Below are 18,001 nucleotides of genomic sequence, written 5' to 3'. Positions count from 1 at the left end.
AGATAACTGCCCGGGTTTCTTTGGCTCCAGGCAACCTTGGCTGGTGTTTTGGCATTCCTTGGGTAAACCCTACTCAGTCGATGCTTCCAGCCCAACTTCACCAACCTTTCTGCTTATTCACGATGCGCTACTTTATGTGGGTGGTGTGCTTCCTTTTTTCTAGCTATGGAAACGCCCAGATCGCGAATCCGCAACAACTGCCCCAGCCCGTGTCGCAGGAGCCGAGCCAACTCGATTACCCATCCTATCACCGGGCCATCGTTGAGGCCGAGCGATTAGTGAGCCAGAAAGCGTATGAAACGGCGTTGGGCAGTTACCAGTACTCGTTCGCCACCTACCGCACAGGCTTTCTGAAGGATTACAAAATTGCGGCTCAACTGGCCTTCTATCTGGGAAAAACTAGTCAAGGGTTCAGCTTATTGCAGCAGGCAATAGCCCATGGCTGGGAACTAAAAGACATTAAAAAAATGAGCTTTTATGATAAAATCAGCGCGCAAACGGAGTGGAAGACGATCACCAATCAATACGCTACCAGCAGGGAAACGTATTTACAAGGAATACACCTGGATGTTAGAAAGGTTGTCCATCAACTGTTCAGAAAAGACCAACGAAAGGCCTTTAGAGCACTTTTCCTTTTTACCACGAAAGCGCGGGATCGATATGGGAAACGGGTATTTGCTCCGCACAGCGAAAGGCAAGTCCAGCAGCTCAACAAAATTATGGCCACCTATGGCTATCCGGGGGAAAAGTTGATTGGAAATAGTTATTGGGCATCGGTTATACTAAGCCATCATAATTCGATGTATGGCGACTACGTGAAAACGGATACGCTGTATCCGCAAATGCGGAGCAGGTTATTGCAAGCTGTTGACCTGGGGCAGATGTCGCCCAGGGAGTTCGCCCGAGTTGATGATTGGTATCAAGTGATCAAGAGTGAAGGGAACGACAACGGGTATGGCTACATCAGGCAGGTCGAGACGAAAAGCGAGCAGGAACAGGCCGATCAGCGGAGGGCGCAGGTAGGGATCAGCAGCCTAGAGGTAGTCAGAAAGCTGCTGGCTATTGAGCGAGAGACAGGCTTAACGTTTTACCTATCCAAAATGTAAAGGCTTGCACCTTTGTGTTTACTTCTTGAAAGCAGATTAAAAGTACAATACCCGGTCTGCTATGCGATATGGCCGGGCGTTGTCGAAACGTTTGCCTGCTCGCTAGAGAACCTCTGCGGGGCCGTTCAGAGCCTTATAAACTACGGCTAATTCACCTTACATGGCATACGTACTTATTCCTATAATGCGTCAGGGTAATTTATACAAAAGAAGACAACGCTTAACGGGCGTTGTCAGGTATTCGACACTGATCGTCTCATAAATCGCTCTTCAAATATCTGCTTATTGAATGGGGCCTTTCATGAAACGAAACATCCATGAGCAGATAGCCTAAGAATCGCGCGCTATTTGGACTGAGATAAGAGAGTATTAGGAAACTCCCTTATTTCTTAGTTTACAGCAACTAGTGAATATCGAACTTTTTTTACCGACTAGCCGTCAAAAGAGCATCATTCAGTAGACACTATTTTGCTTGAACCTTCAGCCACTAATCGATCAATTTGAAACCTTGATTCCTTTCAAGGAGAATGAAAAGCAGCTTCTTAGTGAACATGTTACCGAGCGTTCAATTCGACGGCGGCAAGCTATTTTGCAGGAAGGGTTTCACTGCAAACACTATACCTTCGTTGTTGAGGGGTGCTTTCGGATGTATGCCGTTGATCCCAAAGGGACGGAGCATAATATCCAATTTGCCGCTGAAAATGACTGGATTGCTGACATCGGCAGTTTTCATTCTGGTAAGCCAAGTAGCTTATTTATCGAGGCAGTAGAGCCTTCCATTATCCTGCAAATCGAACGGCAGAACCTCTATTTTCTCTATACCAATATAACCAAATTGAATCGAATCTTTAAGGTTATCATTGAAAACAAGTATGTAGAACTTCAAAATCGTGTGTTGCAAACCATCAGCTCAACCGCTCAACAAAACTATCTTACCTTTCTGGAACAGTACCCCAAATTGGCCGGGCGGCTTCCCAATAATCAAATCGCTTCCTATCTGGGTATTACCCCTGAGTTCCTGAGCAAAATCCGGAAGGACATCGCTTCATGATGTCGCAACCGGAACGCCGAGTGCCGGCCCAGCGGTCCGATCTTAAACTAGTTTAAGCCAATTTCTTACGATAGTTTATTGGAGTGCCCTGGCATTCCAACGGAACTTTGCATGGTCAATAAATAAAAAAACCATGTCAAATACGTCAAATTCAAAAGTCGCTGTGATCGGCTTAGGCAAAATTGGCCAAGTCGTGGCCACCAATCTAACCAAGGGCAATCGGTCAGTGATTCTGGCCGACCGTGAGTTATCAAAAGCAGAAAGCCTCGCTGAAAAACTAGGAAGCTTGGCACAGCCGAAGACAATCGAGGCCGCCCTTGAAGAAGCCGACATTATTGTTTTGGCCATTTGGTTTTCAGCCATCAAAGAGCTGTTGACTCAGTATGCTTCTCCGTTAGAGGGCAAAATTATTATCGATCCGTCCAACCCGATTACGCCGGATGAAAAGGGTGGTTTTGTTAAAGTCATTGGCGAATCCGAATCCGCTGGTCAACTCAATGTCTCATTTCTACCAAAAGGCGCTAAGCTGGCTAAAGCGTTCGGCACCCTGGGCGTGGCTTCACTGGCTAAGGCGTCAGGGCAGATGCCCGATCAAGCGGTTCTTTTCTACGCGACCGACGATCAGAGCATCAATGCTGCTGTTGAAGAACTTATTGTCGATGCTGGTTTTGCCCCCCTGCGTGTCGGTGCGCTCGATCAATCCATTCGCTTAGAAGTTTTCGGTGAGCTGCACGAATTTGGCGCATTAGGGAAAACGGTCACGTTAGCCGAGGCAAAAGGGAAAATTTAATTGGTCGTTCTTAGCAAACAGGGCGGCCAGGTTTAGACTGGCAACCAATCCGACCATCTATATAAGACGGGATTGTGGCGCAGTAAGTCTAGCCGTGTTCACCTACAAACGTCGGTTTGTGGGTAAACACGGCTTTTTAATGCATGTTGACAGCATCTCGCAAAACGCTCCAAAGCGAGATTATAGCTATAATTCGTGGACAATGCATTGAGGTGGTCCAATTTAGTGGACGACATACATCGTATATTTATCCGATTGACTGGGGTAGTTGAAGCCAGTAGTTTTGAATCAAACTTAAACCCGGGCTCAACCCTTGGCTCTTGTGAAGTATTTCCCACTCATTCTTGGTCTACTCTGTAGTATAGGAGCCCTCTATCAGCTTTATCGGGGGAGCTGGTTATTCCTGAATGGGCAATCGGTTGAGGGCCGGGTTGTTGGTAATGAACGGAGTTTGGGTAAATCGAGTGTCTATTATCCCATCGTGGAGTTTCAGACACCGGACGGTCAGACCTATAGGTGCAAAGGGCAATCTGGAACATCCCCGGCTGAATACGACGTCAATGATACCGTTACGGTTCATTTTGACCCTGCTAAGCCGACTAACACCATTATTGGCAATTTCTTTAGCGTGACCCTGGGAGCTCTTTTTTCCATGGGGCTGGGTGTTTTGTTCAGTTGGTTTGGCCTGAAGGTGCTAGGCTGGGGAAAGCCACAGACCTCTACCCGTGGAAATTAACTAAACCACCTTCATTAAGAAAGCGCACATGAACGGTTAGCTGTTCGTATCAAATTAGACTGGTTGATAAACACCGCTTGATAAGTAAACTTATTGGTAACTCGTTGAAACGACTACCTTCTCAAAACCTCATGCAGCCTCTAACCTATCCACCCCTGATGAAATCCGGCTTCTTTACGTTTGCTTTAATTTATCTAGGCTTACTCGCCAGTACGGTCTACGCCCAAACTCAGCCTGATCAATGGCATCACCTTGATCCAACCACCGATAAACTTACCGGCATCAGTACTCAGCAGGCCTATCAACTGCTCAGGAGTCTGCCCTACCAACCTACTCAACCAGTCATTGTGGCTGTCATCGATGGTGGTATTGACACCAACCACGAAGACCTGAAAGCCGTCTTGTGGCATAATCCTAAAGAAATCGCGGGCAATCGAAAAGATGACGATGGTAATGGCTATCCCGACGATGTATTCGGCTGGAACTTCATGGGTAGCCCTGATGGCCGCAACTACGTCCATGACCAGAAAGAAGAAACCCGTTTGTATGCCCGCTTAAAGCCTCTTTATGCCGGTAAAGCCAGAGAGAGCCTGCTTCCCAGTCAACAGGCTGATTATGACTTATGGATTCGAGTCAAGCCCTACTTCGAACGCAAACGAGCCGAAACCCTAATCAACTACCAGCAAGACTCGCTCTACTTAGCCGAGGATATGGCCAATATTCAAACGCTCAAAAAAGCATTCGGCGTGAGCCGGTTGGATTCAGCCTTATTGCATAGCCCACCCACCACCGACACGACCCTGCAGAAACTGGCGAAGCGGTATTATCGTGGAGTAAGCCAGATGAATCTGGTTACTACCGACAGTCTGCTAGCCCACTATAAACGCTACAATGCCGAACAGAAAGCGCGGGTTGATTATGCCTACAATCTGGAGGCCAACGAGCGGGCCCTGGTGGGCGATAAAGCCGGGGAGTTCACTCAACGCCATTACGGAAACGCCAACTTAACAAGCCCCCTGGATGGTCATGGCACCTTCCATGGCTCCCACGTGGCGGGTATCATCGCTGCTGACCGCACTAACAAACTGGGCGTGAACGGTATCGCCGACCATGTTCGCATTCTGTCAGTACGCTGTATTCCCGATGGCGACGAACGCGACAAAGACGTGGCCAATGCCATTCGCTACGCCGTGGACAATGGCGCTCAGATCATCAACATGAGTTTCGGGAAGTATTTCTCCCCCGAGAAAGCCCTGGTGGATGACGCCATGCGGTATGCGGAAAAGAAAGGGGTCTTGCTGGTTCATGCGGCTGGCAACGATCACCTGGACCTGGACTCGACGATGGAGTATCCTTCCCCGATGTACTTAAACAGGCAACCCATCGCCAACCTCATTACCGTGGGCGCCAGTGGTCGAACGAATGATAGCAGTTTAGTAGCTGGCTTTTCAAACTATAGTTCGAGGCTGGTCGATGTCTTTGCGCCGGGGTTTAACATCTGGTCCTGTGGCCCGGCCAATACCTATCGGCCGGCCAGTGGTACCAGCATGGCTAGTCCCGTGGTGGCGGGTATGGCAGCCGTTCTGAAAACCTACTTCCCAAGGCTTAGGGCAGCCGATTTGAAGCGTATCATCCTGCAGTCGGCGGTGGTGTACCATACGCCGGTGCTGAAACCAGGTACCAAGCAGAAGGTCGATTTTTCCAGCTTGTCAAAAACGGGAGCCATTGTCAATCTGTATGAAGCCGTCAAGCTGGCGCTGAGCGAGCAAGGCTCAAAAAACTAAGGGGATGCCGCGAGGAAGGCGACAAACCAGGTTTGACAACTGGATATGAACGTGCCCGTCACTGACTCCCGCGATATGGGTAGTGCGTTAAAAAAAGCGGATGGCGCTCCCCGCTACACGGAATAACCCCATGCGGCTTACGGCATCTGGAAAGAATGAAGACGTCTACCTTGCTGAATTGGTTTACATTACGTTTCACTTCGCTTGAGCGAAGTCACGAATTGTCGGCTTCTCCGCAAACCTATTCAGCATCGAGCGATCTTCTCAGGTTTTTATCGGCCTGGTTAACGGTGAAAAATAAAAGCAGGCCCAATACAGTCCCGGTAACGAGAATGGTTATCGATAGTTTCTTCATAATTTGGTCTTGGTTAGACTGTAGATTAATTCAACAATGGGTCACTTGTCACCAACATCCTGTTCTTAACGAAGCTGTTTACCGCGGGCCAGTAGTCAGCCCCGTAGCGGCCATCTCTGGAATAGCTTCGGGGCGTTGGCTTTAAGCCAGGTGGTTGGAGGAAGCGTACTTTTTATTAACAGAAACGGATGGAGTGTCTCGGATGTTTGCGTTGACGTAAGCTTTAAAGACCTTTCTCACTTTTCTTTTTCGTTCAAGGTTCGCTATCAGCTACTTAAAAAAAACTCAACTTATAATGGCAAAAAAACGCTCCTGAGTGAAATAAAGAGAAATCTTTAGTCCGACCATTTCTTAGTACGCCTATGAACACTTGGGCCACGAGGTTTCCAATAGATCTGTAAACCGATTCAGTCAATGTGAGAAAAAAAGTCAACCAGGAGGCAAATGTGCTCGGCTGTTTGGGTAAAGCTGGCGGGACACTGAAACAGAATGGTGGTAACCCTCAATACTCAGGAGCAGCCTCGTTTTTTTTAATGCTTAAGCTACAGCTTAATTGGAATCGTGACGGAAGCGGCTAACCTGGCACCTTTCAGATTCACTTGGCCGGACGCTGATTTGGCTAAGCTCAGTGCTGGTTTTTGCGATAAGAAATAGGCATTCTCGAAAGATAAATGTTCACTGCTGGCTCCTGAAAAAGTAGCCCGCACGTCGAAAAATGATTCAGCAAAGCTGGCATCGTTTAGCGTTGCGTTGCCAAAATCAACCGCATCGCGAAAATGGCAGTTGGTAAAACTGCTTCTACCCGTAAGCTGCGCATAATTAAAGTTGAGCAGGCCGTTGATTTGGCTTAGGGAAAAATCGACATTCTTTCTAAAATTAGTCAGGCTAAACTGGGCGTTGCTTCGATAGACCACCCCCTGAAAGTAGGCGACATCCGCCCAAACAGACTTCCAGAAGTTAACAGATCGTTCAAAAGTAGCGTTTTGAAAACGCGCTTCCTGAGCGAAAAGAACCTCATCGAAATAAGTCTCCGATTGACATTGAGCCCCTTCGAAAGAAGCCCGCCGATTGAACTGGCACTTGGAAAAACAGGCTACGCCTGCTACCGAAACGGACTGAAAATTGACCTCGTTATTAAATCGACAACTATCGAAGGTTAGGTTTTTCCGAAACGCGCAGAGTACGCTATGTCCATTGACCTGACTGAAACCCAGAACCTTACCGGCAAACACGCAATTTTTAAAGAAAATTGGCGACTCGACGGCCGTTTTATGGCTATCAACCGTTTCGGGATAAGCGGTTAGCGAGGTGAAATCGACATCGCCTTCGATCGTTACGTTCTCGTAGAAGACGGGCGCTTGCTGGCTGATTTTTTCCAGAATCTCGGCGGCCCGTACCGTCGGGTGGGTGGTAGCCGTTGCTGTGCAGGCCATACAGCCCGCCCACAGCAACAGCCCCGGCAACAGTTTACTGAGCAGCATGGATCGATGAGGTTGTCTTTTGACGTTGGTACTCCTGAACTTTTTGCGCAAATGCGCCACTTTTCTTTTGTTGACGGATAAAGTGTGAAATTTCCTGAGTCGAATAAGCATTCTGATGCTCGGCATTGATAGCCGAATTAAACGGACGACGTAGTTTATCAGAGCTCTTGATAGTCAGCAGATTTTTGAACGAAAATGCCCCTTTCGCCTGGTCTTGCCCCACATAACCCTGACGGGCGGCATAGCCATTGCGAAATTTAATGGGTCGTTCGGTTGTGTAGAAGTAGTTATCCTCTTCGTCTCCTTCATCAAACGTGTTGTCACCATCGACGATCAAGACCAAATAGTAGGACCCGTTCAGCGTAGCGGGCATACGGTAGTTAATTTCCGCCCCCTCTTCACTGTTGCCAAAAAGCACATTGGAGAGGTCATCCTTGGCCGGGATAGAGACATTCAGTTCACAGTTCCCATTCATACAGTTTGTCTGATTGGCTGGCAGATTCCGGGTCGTGTACGTATGCTGAAATAAAACGCCGTAATCATTGGCATTGCGAGCATTATAGTAGATGTAATAGGCTGTCCAGGGCGTTCCAGGGTTGGCCTCTTTGCTCCCGTCATTGTAAATGTTGAAATTAAGTGTTCGATCAACCGCAGCACCCGTTTGGGAGTACATTGAATAATCTTCATTGACCCAAGCAACTAAATTGACACCACCGGTGCCTGGTTGTGGCGTGGGATCGTCCGTTGGTTTTTCCGCACTTTCGCTCATCACCATCAGAAATTTTTCGCCATTACCAGCATCCCCGGCGAAGGTGTTAACCAGAAAGTTGTAATCGATCCAGATAAAGCCCCTACTCCCCCAGCTAGCCCCCCAGGAATTCACGACTTTGAAGGCTCCGCCAGGGCCTTTTGTATCATCGTAGCCCACAATGGTTAAGGCGTGTCCTGCATGTTGGCCAACCTGCTTGTAGGTTGTATTGGACGAGAGAACGTTATCGCTATTCCAGGTCATGAAATTATCAGACAAAATCGCTCCCAGCAATACGGGTATCTTGCTAGCCAGTTGCTGCTTGATGCTGAAAACGCTTGCTTCGATGGTCCGGTACGTTTTGATTTTGTGTTTAGCGGCATCCGTTTCCCAACCGGCCGATGCCGACGATTTCCGGCAGTCACCCAGGTCCGTATACGGGGCGGTGCTCAAAGTAGCTACCCCCCGTTGCTGCATCATATCCAAAGCGGCCATAAAGGAAGTACCGCCACAGTTCGACCCTTTCTGATTGTCGGGTAGGGAGGTAAACAGATCACGGGGACTAATCTGGTATTGTGGATTCGACAATTGCGAAGCAGAATAGCCTTTTGAAATTCCTTCGATGGTTGTCTTGGTGTAATAGCCTGCGGCCCAGGCAACGCAGGTGCCGTAGCTTCCCTGATTGCCGATAGGCGGCAGGTAGGCGCTCAAATCAATGGACGTGGGTAGACTGTTGGCGGCCAGTAAGCCGAACGTTGTGGCAACCGGCACTTCGCTGATGTCTTCGCTGCTTGCCCAGCCCAGGGCACGTCCGGTGCTGTTGGCGGGGGGTTGCTCGGGCGTTGGTACGGCTTCTTCTTCCGTCTTACAAGAGGCTAATAGTATGGTAACCGTACAGACGGCTAACAGAATTTTGGGGGAGAACATGGTGATCGGTTGCTTGTGATTAAAAAAGAGTCGTTGTGAACAATGTCATTCGTGTACTGCGCAATGCAGGTGGACCACTCCGTTTTTTTAAGTAAAGAGAACGTTGTGACCACACAAACGTAGCCCGCCCCCGTTGGCGGCTAAACGTGAATTGAGTCGAATTGAGCAGGTTGCAGGTTGAGTTGCAATGACGACCTGTTGAATTGTCGGTGTTCCCGGCGAGTCTATCTTACACTTTCCGGGCAAAATCAGCCGAGTCCAATGCCTGACAGAACACAGGCTTATTGGCGATGGCCGTTTTCTTAAACCGAATTGCAACGTGATTACCTGCCTTTAGCTTCACCTGGGTTTTGCCAATCCCTGTCAGCAAACCACCCCGACTGGTTTAGCGACTCCACTTATATATGCCCTTGGCGAGCGGGCATTGACGGGCCAGGCAGTCCGGTTGTGTATTCCCTCAATTCAGGATCGATAATGCTCAATTCGACCCGTATCCGATTGGCTCGGCTGGCTTGTGTGCGCAATTTTGACCCGTCAAGAACAAAATGACCTCTGCCAACACAAGGCCATCAACTGGAAACCTCTATCAGCTTTTAACTAATTTATTTACCACAATGCGTATCAATCACTACTCTGTCCACACCCTTCTTTCCCGCACGCTGCGGTACACAACGGCCCTGTTTGCCATTGGGCTCGTCGCCTGCTCATCGCCCGGCAGCACACCCACGCCTGGCAACACGCCCACAACTGGCAACAACTACGTTAAAGTGACCCTCAATGGACAAACTAAAACATACACCAACGTTAGGCTGGACAACGAGTCCGTTGTCGGTTCGCTCAGGCTCTGGAGCGTGGAAGTCAACATCAGCGAGGATGAACATTTATCCCTTTCGTTATGGGGAACGGGAGTTGGTAGCTATCCCTACAAGCCAGCCATTGACGCCTTCAACCAAGTGAGTCAGATCGAATACAAAACCAAAAATGGAGTCCTGAACAACTATGCCGCACTGGTTTGTCCCGATATGTCAGGCTACTATGCGCCTAAGGGCACTATCGATGTAACGCAGTATACCGATGGTAAAGTCGCCAAAGGCACGTTCAGTGGAGCGCTGATGAGCAATCAGGACGCCGACAATTGCAACAAGCAGGGCACCCCGTTCAGTGGCGAATTCTCCATCAGTCAATAAATCCTAATGCACGAACAATCACCTCTTTTTTAATCATGACTAGTCTTTTATTCCCTGTTCGCCGGTCAACAGTGTTGCGTTACCTATTCCTCCTGGGTATCACGTCAAGTATCAGCCTGGCCTGTACCAAATCTGCTGAAACCGTTGATCCCGACAAGCAATCGCCACCGCCCAGTGGCGTAGGGGGCAAATGGAACTACGGCACGTTCTCCCCCAGCAGTTTCTGGGGAACGAACGGCACCTACAACGGCAGTGCCTATGAACAGGCCATGGCGTTTAATTTTGGCGCCAACGGAACCTACGAGATGTACGTGCTGAACTCAACCACCTACTACAGCTGCCGCACGACATCGTACACCTACTTCAAGGGAAAAGCCAAATTTAATGAAGCCGACCAGTCGATTACCCTGACCACCAACGAGGGCTCCCAACGGGGCGAATACAGCTGCACGCCGGGCAAAGACTTCAAGCGGGCTGCCAACGATGAGGAATTACAGCGCGCCACACGGACACTCCATTATGAGAAAACGACGGACAGTAAGGGTAAACCGGCCTTGCGGCTTTACTTCGGCAACGACGACCAGAAAGGAGTTGTTCTGGAGGCTGGTAACTGGTAAGCCTGTTAGCCACGACCATGATTTATTCAAACAAGAAAAATTTTCAGCTTTTTCTGACTACGACAAGTTGTTATCTGGCTTACACGCTACTACCAATAGCGTGTAAGCCAGATAACAGGGAGCCGCACTCCCTGTTGACAGACTCGGTTCAGATTAGTGGAATCACGTACCCAACCCAGCGTATTGGTAAGCAGCGCTGGACAACGATCCATCCGTTCGCTACACACTACGTTTTGTCAGCGATCAGTAAGCAACAGCAGCCATTCACCTCTACTCGATCATTCCTCAATTCATGTTTATTTCTATCATACGTAAGACCGGTTACGCACTGGGTTTATTGAGTCTGGCACTCGCCTGTAAGCCGGGAACAGAGCCGACAGCTTCCAGCGAGCCAGTTAAACCGGGCGTACCTACCGCCGTCGGCAAACCGCTGAGCGCGCAGCTGAGCAAAACGATTGGGCCGGCGGGTGGTACGCTAAGCAGTGCCGACGGTACCATGAGGCTGCGCGTTCCCCCTGGCGCGCTAAGCAAAGAAACGCTGATTACTGCTCAGCCCGTCGAAAACACGGCATTTGGCGGGGCAGGCGTGGGCTACGAGTTCGGGCCCCACGGCACACAGTTTGCCAAGCCCGTTACCCTTAGCTGGACCTATAAGGATGCCGACCTGCGGGGTTCATCGCCCGAAGCACTGGGCATTGCCTACCAGGATGACAAAGGTATCTGGCAGGGGCGGAACAATCTCGTCGTTATAGCCAATCAACACCGGGTGGTGGCTCCCCTTTATCACTTTAGCCGGTATTCATTTTACGAGAATTTCTGGATGGAGCCGACAGAGAAAACGCTGGCCCCTAATGAAACAGTTGAGTTGAAGGTATTCTATCAGGAGAACCACGCCCTTTGGGAAGGAACTGGTGCAGATTTGCCAGATACCCTCAAAACCCTTAACGAAATGCTAACACCCTTGACTAATACGGTAGAACTCCTCAAAGAGGATCAGGTAAAAAACTGGCAGATTAACGGGCAGACCATCGTGAACAAGCCCGATTCACCGATTGGCACGATGGGTCGTAATGAGGGAAAATCCGTGTACTACAGAGCCCCAGCCAAAGCGCCGGAAAAGAATCCGATAGCGGTAAGCGTAGAAATCGTTTTGAAGGGAAAAAGGAAATTGCTGCTTCTCAGCAATCTGACCATTGAATCACCTAACGAGCTTTTCATCGGTGGAAGCAAACAGCCCGAAGCTTATGCTGCCGCCGACATCACACAAGGTTACCTGGCGGTCAGTGTAACCGGCAAACTTTATGATGGTACTAAGCAGGCAGGCGTCTCCATTCAACTAATTGGTATAAATGGTCCGGGTAGCTATAATCTTAACAAAGAAAACGAAGGAAAACTAACCGTGAATGGTACTGATAAAGCGTTGACCGACTACTTCTGGACGTACACACCTTTCATGAGCAAACCCGTTTACGGCCCTGGCAACATCACCATCACCGAATATGACGCCAAGAATCAGGTAGTCGCGGGCTCTTTTTCGGCCACACTACACCATTACAACGCGTCGACTAAAGTCTATAAATCACTGGCCGTAAAAGGGCAATTCAGGACCGGCGGGTAAAGGGATTCTCCTCGCGTCTGTTCCGCCTGGCAATTTGGTCTAAGCCTTGAACAAGTAAACAACTACCTGATTCGTGAAAGAAGGAGACGACCGGTGGGTACGCATCATTGGTATAGGCCTGCTGTGGTTGCGCGATATGTACACCAACAAGGTGTTTATCAACGAACCTAGCTGGTTTACGCTCAAGCACGCACTGGAATTGCTGATGCTGACCTTCCTGACCTGGGAGGCAACTCGCTGGGTGCTGCGTAGTTTTCAGCGTCGCTACCCGCAGCTTTCACAGACGAAGATGCGGATTAAGCGAGCCCTGCCCTTCTGCTGGCTGGTTTGCCTGTCTGTCGACTGGATCGATATGGGGCTGGTAAACCTTTTCGATTACCATAGTCAATACCCATTGAAATCATTTTTGAACGCCATACCGGGTGCCCTCCTGTTCTGTGGTCTCATTATAGGCATTCAGGAAGCCGTTTTCTATTTCCACCGCCTGGTAAAGTCGGAGCGGGAAGCGGAGGCTCTGAAAAAGGAAAATCTGCAAACGCAACTCGACAGTTTGAAGCAGCAGGTAAACCCACATTTTCTGTTCAACAGCCTGAACACGTTGTCGTACCTGATCGGTGACGACACGGAGCGAGCCGAAGAATTTCTCGACGAGTTGTGTAAAGTGTACCGATACCTGCTGCGGGCTAATGAACACGAACTGATCGATCTGCACACGGAATTACAGTTTATCCGGTCGTATTACCACCTTCTAAAAACCAGGTATAGTGAAAGTCTCCAGCTGGTTATCAATGTTGATCCCATTTATGAGCCGTATTGGCTACCCTCATTGACAATTCAACTACTGCTCGAAAACGCTGTGAAACATAACATAGTCGACAAAGCGCAACCCTTGCTGGTAACCATCTCCACTGGGCCAGACGGACTGCTGACGGTACAAAATAATCTACAGCCAAAGTTGCAGCCGTTGCCTTCCACGCAGGTAGGTCTGCGGAACATTATGACCAAATTTCAACTACTTGGCCAGGGTGAGGTCGTTATCGCTAAAACAGCCGACCACTTTACGGTTTCGTTTCCGCTCATTACGGTCGATGGCCTCTCCAACCACGCCACACCCGCCAAAACAACAATCAGCGAATGAACTTACTTCTAGTTGAAGATGAAGAGATGGCCGCTAAAAAACTGACCAAAACGCTGCGGCACATTGCGCCTGAAGCGAACGTGGTTGCCGTCACCAGCAGCATCCGGGAAACCGTCGAATGGCTTCGCCACTACGGCTCAGGCCATTTCACATCGCCCGATCTGATTCTGATGGATATCGAACTGGCCGATGGGCAAAGCTTTCAGATTTTTGAACAGATCACGGTGAAGCCGCCGGTTATCTTTACTACGTCCTACGATGAATACGCCATCCAGGCGTTCAGGGTAAACAGCATCGACTACCTGCTAAAGCCTGTCCAGAAAGATGAACTGAGAACGGCGCTCAACAAATTTACTCATCAGCGAGCAGAGACCCGGTCAGCGCCTGTCGATTCAGCAAAGACGGTGCGGCAACTGGTGTATGATTTGCAGAAGCAAGTACAGCCAAACGAATATCGGAATCAATTCCTGGTGCAGTATGACAACCGGCTGATAGCGGTTGAAACACATCAGATTGCTTACTTTTTTGCCGAAGACAACCTAAATCAGCTTCAGGGAACCGATGGAACGAAAATGATTATCAATTACAGTCTCGATGAGCTGGAAACGATGCTCGACCCCGCCTATTTTTTCCGTGTAAATACCTCGTTTATCGTATCCATCCGGTGTGTCGATCAGGTACATACTTATTTAGGTAACCACCAGACTCTGCGCCTAACACCAGCGATCAACAAAGACATCATTATCAGCCGGGAAAGGGTAATGCTCTTTAAAGAGTGGCTCGGTAAATAAACCGCCAACGGTACGAAGGACTTTTCGATTGCCTCTAGTTTTTACAATTCATACGCTCTTTTCTACAGTTCATGGCCGGAGTTGAACGGCCTGTATCCTTCTGGCATAAGTTAAACCGGCGAATGGAGTAACTTCGTTGCTATGTTTCAGCGACCTGTTACTCGATTGCGTCTATGATCCGTTTGCTCCCGTTTCGGCTGCCTCGTCCGCTCTTTACCCGCCCCGAACTGTGGTATCATTTAGTATGGTTGCCCGTTGTGTATCCGGTGGCCGGTGGAGTTCTGTTCGGCGAACGGTATTTCAGGCATCTCGACGTATTTGTTGTTGGTACGCTGACCATGTTTGCGCTCCATGTCGTGAACTTGCTGGTGCTAACAGTACTCGTTAAAGGGATCATTGCCCATTTTGCGGACGGTCAGCAGGTGCAACGACGTAACCTGACAACCCTAGCCGTGGGTACGCTGCTCTCGGCCCTAATGTCGGTAGGTTCCGTGTGGATCTGTAGCCAAGTGCCATTGCTGCAAACCTCTTTCTCAGCTGAGGTAATGCTTTACGTCGCCGGCATAGGGGCTATCAGTGCGTTGTTGATGGGCTATGTGCTGATCGTAACGGATACCTACGCACGCTGGCAGAAGAACCAGATCGAAAAGGAACAACTCCGGGAGATGGCCATGCAGCAACAACTGGATGCTTTGAAAGGACAGATCAATCCCCATTTCCTGTTTAATTCGCTTACATCGGTCTCCTCATTGATTGCCGATGAACCCCGGCAAGCCGAAGCGTTTGTCGACGAAATGGCGAAAGTGTACCGGTACATGTTGCAGGCGCATACCCGAATCTGGGTACCGTTGAGTTTGGAAATCCAGTTTGCCCGGTCGTATGCCCAGCTATTGATGGTGCGTTATCGCCAGGCGCTGGTCATCCAAATCGATGTTCCCACGGGTGACGAACAATATGGCTTACCTCCACTGACCTTTCGCAATCTGCTCGACCATATTTTGCACCATCAAATTGTTCAGATCAATAAGCCCCTTTGCATCAGAGTGTGGGCAGTGGGTAACCAGCAACTGCTGATCCAGTACAATCGCCAACCTCGTGCATTGCTGGTAGAAACGAAAAGCGCGGGATTCAATGATGTGATAAATCTGTACAAACTGATCGGTGCCCTCCCACCCCACTGGGAAACGGAAAATGGCGATGATCGGATTTGTCTGCCATTAATTCCCGCTTCGCTCAGCGCCAAAACAGCCGTTGACACGGACTAATTTCACCCACCCGGCTTCCTGGCTGAACATACACATCACTTGATTCGACATGGTATTGCCCAACATTTTTTCTGAGCGTATGCACTGGTACCGATCCACGAAACAACTTAAGCAACAGGTGCCACTGGTGCTGCCGTGGTATATACCAGTGGTCACGTATCTGCTGCTGGGGCCAGCTTATGTTAGCCATTGGTCTACGCTCGCGGGCGCTACGTTGATCAACTTCGGTATCGGCTTAGCCGGCCAGTTTTTGCTCGACGTAGTGACGAAACGTATAATTGACCGTTACTTCGATCTACGCCAGACCGGACTCCGCGTGTCCCTGCTGATGCTTAGCTACATGGTCATCACAACCGCATTTATCGTTGCTACCATGTGGGGGTACGAACACGGGCACTGGTTCGGATATGAGTATCAGCCGGGTACTGCCACGCGTATCCTGCTGTTCAATGTAGTGGTCAACCTGATTTCGGTGGGCGTATTCGAGAGTAGCTACTCAATGCGCATGTGGCGCACCAGTGTGGTTGAAAAAGAGCAGCTAAAAAAGATAAACCTGCAAAGTCAATACGAAAGCCTGAAAAATCAGGTCAATCCGCACTTCCTGTTTAACACGCTCAATTCGTTGTCGTCGCTGATTGCCGACGAGCCTGAGCGAGCCGAGGAGTTCGTGGACGAAATGGCGAAGGTGTACCGCTACCTGTTACAAACCAACCGCCAAACTGACGACACGGGTGAATTGACGACACTGGCTACCGAAATGGCTTTTATTCAGTCGTATTTCCACCTTCTTAAAACGCGCTATGGTTCAGGAATCCAACTTGATGTAACCATCGACGAGGCTGATCTGACGAGTCTGCTGCCTCCACTCACGCTGCAAATGCTGGTTGAAAACGCCGTGAAGCACAACGTTATTCACGCAAACAAACCGCTGATCATTGAAATTAAGTCGGCTCCCACTGGCCGGTTATTGGTTCAGAATAACCTGCAGCGAAAAACCACCCGGGTGCTCAGCAACCAGGTGGGACTAAATAATATCATAGCGAAATACCGGTTGCTGGCTCAGCAGCGTCCCGGCCTTGTTCCCGCCACAACCGACATTACAGTAGCCGAAACCGATTTTTATTTTACCGTGAGTCTCTCCCTTATAAATCCCAATCCCTCATGAACGTACTGATTGTCGAAGACGAAGAATTAGCTGTTCGCAAACTTCGTAAGTTGATTGCCAGCACAGAACCTACCCTAAACATACAAGGGGTTACTGGTAGCATTGAGGAGTCGGTAAGCTGGTTGCAGCAGCATCCGAGTCCAGATTTAATTTTCATGGACATTGAACTGGCCGACGGGCAGAGTTTCGAGATTTTTGAGCAGGTGACTATCCGCAGCTGGGTTATTTTCACAACGTCCTACGATGAGTATGCGCTTCAGGCCTTTCGGGTCAACAGCATTGATTACCTGCTGAAGCCGATTCAAAAAGAAGACCTGCAACGCAGTCTAAAAAAACTCCGCGACCTGACGGCTCAGGGACCTATCCAGGCACCTGACGCACCCACGCCTGGTCTGAATATCGAGAAACTCCTGCGCAAGTTACAGGGAGTAGGCAACTTGGCCAAAGATTACCGCAAGCGCTTTTTGGTTAAACAAGGGCAAAAACTATTGTCGGTCGAAACGGGGGATATTCTTTATTTCTACACCGACGAACGATTCAGCTTTTTCAAGACTCGTTCGGGGCAAAAATTCCTGGTCGATTATACGCTCGACGAACTGGCTGATTCACTCGACCCGGCTCAGTTTTTTCGGCCCAATCGGGGACTCATTATTACGCACCAAGCCGTGGAGCAAATTCAACCTTACTTTGGGAACCGCCTTTCCCTTACGCTTAAACCGGCTTTCGATAAAGAGGCCCTTGTTAGCCGGGAGAAAGTAAGCGAGTTCAAAGACTGGATGGGTAGGTAAGGCAATTGGCCTTGCCAGGTAGAGCTATCTGACAGGAGCAGGAACAAGTAACAGAGAATTGGTCAAACGGGGTTTTATTTGCCTGAGCTGCCGACGAGAAACGGATAGTTTCCTGTTCCTGGAGAGCTGGACAAACGGGGCGTTCATTTTGCTAAGCTGATAAGCCTCGATATAATCCGGGTTGACCAGCGTTCCTTTGTGAATACGCAGGAAAGATGGCAGTCGCTCCGAAAGGCGTTTGAGGGTGATGGCCACCAACATAGGTCGCTGATTTCGAAGGTGAACCAGTGAATAATTGCTCATCGCTTCGAGGTACTCGATTGACGCCACTGAGACGGGGCGCTTAATGGTAAAGTCGGGTAAGAGTAGAGTTTCCATCGATTGGTTAATATAAAAGTTAGCGTAAAATAGACCCGGAACCACCTGGTCTTAACACTGATTGCTTTAAAGCGTC

At 49.3% G+C, this 18,001-nt stretch carries 17 protein-coding genes; 13 read left to right on the top strand and 4 right to left on the bottom strand.

Annotated elements, in window-relative coordinates:
- Positions 1 to 80: 80 nt before the first annotated feature.
- From ACYU8Y_RS05055 to ACYU8Y_RS05035, 5 genes are all read left to right on the top strand, one after another.
- A complete protein-coding gene (locus tag ACYU8Y_RS05055) occupies positions 81 to 1,106 on the top strand; it encodes a hypothetical protein (protein ID WP_460934836.1) in 1,026 nt (341 codons plus the stop codon).
- A gap of 508 nt (positions 1,107 to 1,614) precedes the next feature.
- Positions 1,615 to 2,157 carry a Crp/Fnr family transcriptional regulator gene (locus tag ACYU8Y_RS05050; RefSeq protein WP_460934834.1) on the top strand — a complete coding sequence of 181 codons (543 nt, stop codon included), beginning with the start codon at positions 1,615 to 1,617 and terminating at the stop codon, positions 2,155 to 2,157.
- Positions 2,158 to 2,227: 70 nt separating this feature from the next.
- The gene (locus ACYU8Y_RS05045) at positions 2,228 to 2,947 is read left to right on the top strand and encodes an NADPH-dependent F420 reductase (protein WP_460935197.1); all 720 of its coding nucleotides are present in this window, start codon (positions 2,228 to 2,230) and stop codon (positions 2,945 to 2,947) included.
- Between the two features lie 322 nt (positions 2,948 to 3,269).
- Positions 3,270 to 3,683 carry a DUF3592 domain-containing protein gene (locus ACYU8Y_RS05040; protein WP_460934832.1) on the top strand — a complete coding sequence of 138 codons (414 nt, stop codon included), beginning with the start codon at positions 3,270 to 3,272 and terminating at the stop codon, positions 3,681 to 3,683.
- Between the two features lie 131 nt (positions 3,684 to 3,814).
- Positions 3,815 to 5,467 (top strand): S8 family peptidase, encoded by a 1,653-nt coding sequence (locus tag ACYU8Y_RS05035; RefSeq protein ID WP_460934830.1) that lies wholly within the window; start codon positions 3,815 to 3,817, stop codon positions 5,465 to 5,467.
- An 897-nt stretch (positions 5,468 to 6,364) separates the two neighbouring features.
- Here the strand turns inward: ACYU8Y_RS05035 and ACYU8Y_RS05030 are convergent.
- From ACYU8Y_RS05030 to ACYU8Y_RS05020, 3 genes are all read right to left on the bottom strand, one after another.
- Entirely contained in the window at positions 6,365 to 7,303 is a 939-nt protein-coding gene (locus ACYU8Y_RS05030) for a pentapeptide repeat-containing protein (protein WP_460934828.1), read from the bottom strand.
- Complete coding sequence (locus ACYU8Y_RS05025; RefSeq protein WP_460934826.1) at positions 7,290 to 8,978, bottom strand: C1 family peptidase; 1,689 nt, start codon at positions 8,976 to 8,978, stop codon at positions 7,290 to 7,292. The genes ACYU8Y_RS05030 and ACYU8Y_RS05025 overlap by 14 nt, the downstream gene beginning before the upstream one ends.
- A 229-nt stretch (positions 8,979 to 9,207) precedes the next feature.
- Positions 9,208 to 9,348, bottom strand: coding sequence for a hypothetical protein (locus ACYU8Y_RS05020; protein ID WP_460934825.1), 141 nt, complete (start codon positions 9,346 to 9,348; stop codon positions 9,208 to 9,210).
- Positions 9,349 to 9,592: 244 nt separating this feature from the next.
- On the opposite strand from ACYU8Y_RS05020, the gene ACYU8Y_RS05015 reads away from it, so the two are divergent.
- From ACYU8Y_RS05015 to ACYU8Y_RS04980, 8 genes are all read left to right on the top strand, one after another.
- On the top strand, positions 9,593 to 10,165 hold the full coding sequence (locus ACYU8Y_RS05015; protein ID WP_460934823.1) for a hypothetical protein: 573 nt from the start codon (positions 9,593 to 9,595) through the stop codon (positions 10,163 to 10,165).
- A 35-nt stretch (positions 10,166 to 10,200) separates the two neighbouring features.
- A complete protein-coding gene (locus ACYU8Y_RS05010; RefSeq protein ID WP_460934821.1) occupies positions 10,201 to 10,782 on the top strand; it encodes a hypothetical protein in 582 nt (193 codons plus the stop codon).
- Between the two features lie 292 nt (positions 10,783 to 11,074).
- Positions 11,075 to 12,400 carry a hypothetical protein gene (locus ACYU8Y_RS05005; RefSeq protein ID WP_460934819.1) on the top strand — a complete coding sequence of 442 codons (1,326 nt, stop codon included), beginning with the start codon at positions 11,075 to 11,077 and terminating at the stop codon, positions 12,398 to 12,400.
- Positions 12,401 to 12,473: 73 nt separating this feature from the next.
- Positions 12,474 to 13,538: a sensor histidine kinase gene (locus tag ACYU8Y_RS05000; RefSeq protein WP_460934817.1), complete on the top strand. Its 1,065-nt coding sequence runs from the start codon at positions 12,474 to 12,476 to the stop codon at positions 13,536 to 13,538.
- The gene (locus ACYU8Y_RS04995) at positions 13,535 to 14,329 is read left to right on the top strand and encodes a LytR/AlgR family response regulator transcription factor (RefSeq protein WP_460934815.1); all 795 of its coding nucleotides are present in this window, start codon (positions 13,535 to 13,537) and stop codon (positions 14,327 to 14,329) included. The genes ACYU8Y_RS05000 and ACYU8Y_RS04995 overlap by 4 nt, the downstream gene beginning before the upstream one ends.
- 173 nt (positions 14,330 to 14,502) lie before the next feature.
- Positions 14,503 to 15,594, top strand: coding sequence for a sensor histidine kinase (locus ACYU8Y_RS04990; RefSeq protein WP_460934813.1), 1,092 nt, complete (start codon positions 14,503 to 14,505; stop codon positions 15,592 to 15,594).
- Positions 15,595 to 15,673: 79 nt separating this feature from the next.
- Entirely contained in the window at positions 15,674 to 16,759 is a 1,086-nt protein-coding gene (locus ACYU8Y_RS04985) for a sensor histidine kinase (RefSeq protein WP_460934811.1), read from the top strand.
- A complete protein-coding gene (locus tag ACYU8Y_RS04980; RefSeq protein ID WP_460934809.1) occupies positions 16,756 to 17,547 on the top strand; it encodes a LytR/AlgR family response regulator transcription factor in 792 nt (263 codons plus the stop codon). The genes ACYU8Y_RS04985 and ACYU8Y_RS04980 overlap by 4 nt, the downstream gene beginning before the upstream one ends.
- Positions 17,548 to 17,571: 24 nt before the next feature.
- On the opposite strand, the gene ACYU8Y_RS04975 is transcribed toward ACYU8Y_RS04980, so the two are convergent.
- Entirely contained in the window at positions 17,572 to 17,925 is a 354-nt protein-coding gene (locus ACYU8Y_RS04975; RefSeq protein ID WP_460934807.1) for a LytR/AlgR family response regulator transcription factor, read from the bottom strand.
- Positions 17,926 to 18,001 lie beyond the last annotated feature (76 nt).

Source organism: Spirosoma humi (genome assembly GCF_054776575.1).
The sequence above is the reverse complement of the archived record's forward strand: the minus strand, read 5'-3'. Positions and strand labels throughout refer to the sequence as shown.

Coding starts and splice junctions, on each gene's coding strand:
- ACYU8Y_RS04995 (WP_460934815.1), top strand. CDS start 13,535: ATGAACTTACTTCTAGTTGAAGATGAAGAGATGGCCGCTAAAAAACTG.
- ACYU8Y_RS04985 (WP_460934811.1), top strand. CDS start 15,674: ATGCACTGGTACCGATCCACGAAACAACTTAAGCAACAGGTGCCACTG.
- ACYU8Y_RS05010 (WP_460934821.1), top strand. CDS start 10,201: ATGACTAGTCTTTTATTCCCTGTTCGCCGGTCAACAGTGTTGCGTTAC.
- ACYU8Y_RS05055 (WP_460934836.1), top strand. CDS start 81: ATGCTTCCAGCCCAACTTCACCAACCTTTCTGCTTATTCACGATGCGC.
- ACYU8Y_RS05030 (WP_460934828.1), bottom strand. CDS start 7,303: ATGCTGCTCAGTAAACTGTTGCCGGGGCTGTTGCTGTGGGCGGGCTGT.
- ACYU8Y_RS04980 (WP_460934809.1), top strand. CDS start 16,756: ATGAACGTACTGATTGTCGAAGACGAAGAATTAGCTGTTCGCAAACTT.
- ACYU8Y_RS05025 (WP_460934826.1), bottom strand. CDS start 8,978: ATGTTCTCCCCCAAAATTCTGTTAGCCGTCTGTACGGTTACCATACTA.
- ACYU8Y_RS05035 (WP_460934830.1), top strand. CDS start 3,815: ATGCAGCCTCTAACCTATCCACCCCTGATGAAATCCGGCTTCTTTACG.
- ACYU8Y_RS05015 (WP_460934823.1), top strand. CDS start 9,593: ATGCGTATCAATCACTACTCTGTCCACACCCTTCTTTCCCGCACGCTG.
- ACYU8Y_RS04990 (WP_460934813.1), top strand. CDS start 14,503: ATGATCCGTTTGCTCCCGTTTCGGCTGCCTCGTCCGCTCTTTACCCGC.
- ACYU8Y_RS05005 (WP_460934819.1), top strand. CDS start 11,075: ATGTTTATTTCTATCATACGTAAGACCGGTTACGCACTGGGTTTATTG.
- ACYU8Y_RS04975 (WP_460934807.1), bottom strand. CDS start 17,925: ATGGAAACTCTACTCTTACCCGACTTTACCATTAAGCGCCCCGTCTCA.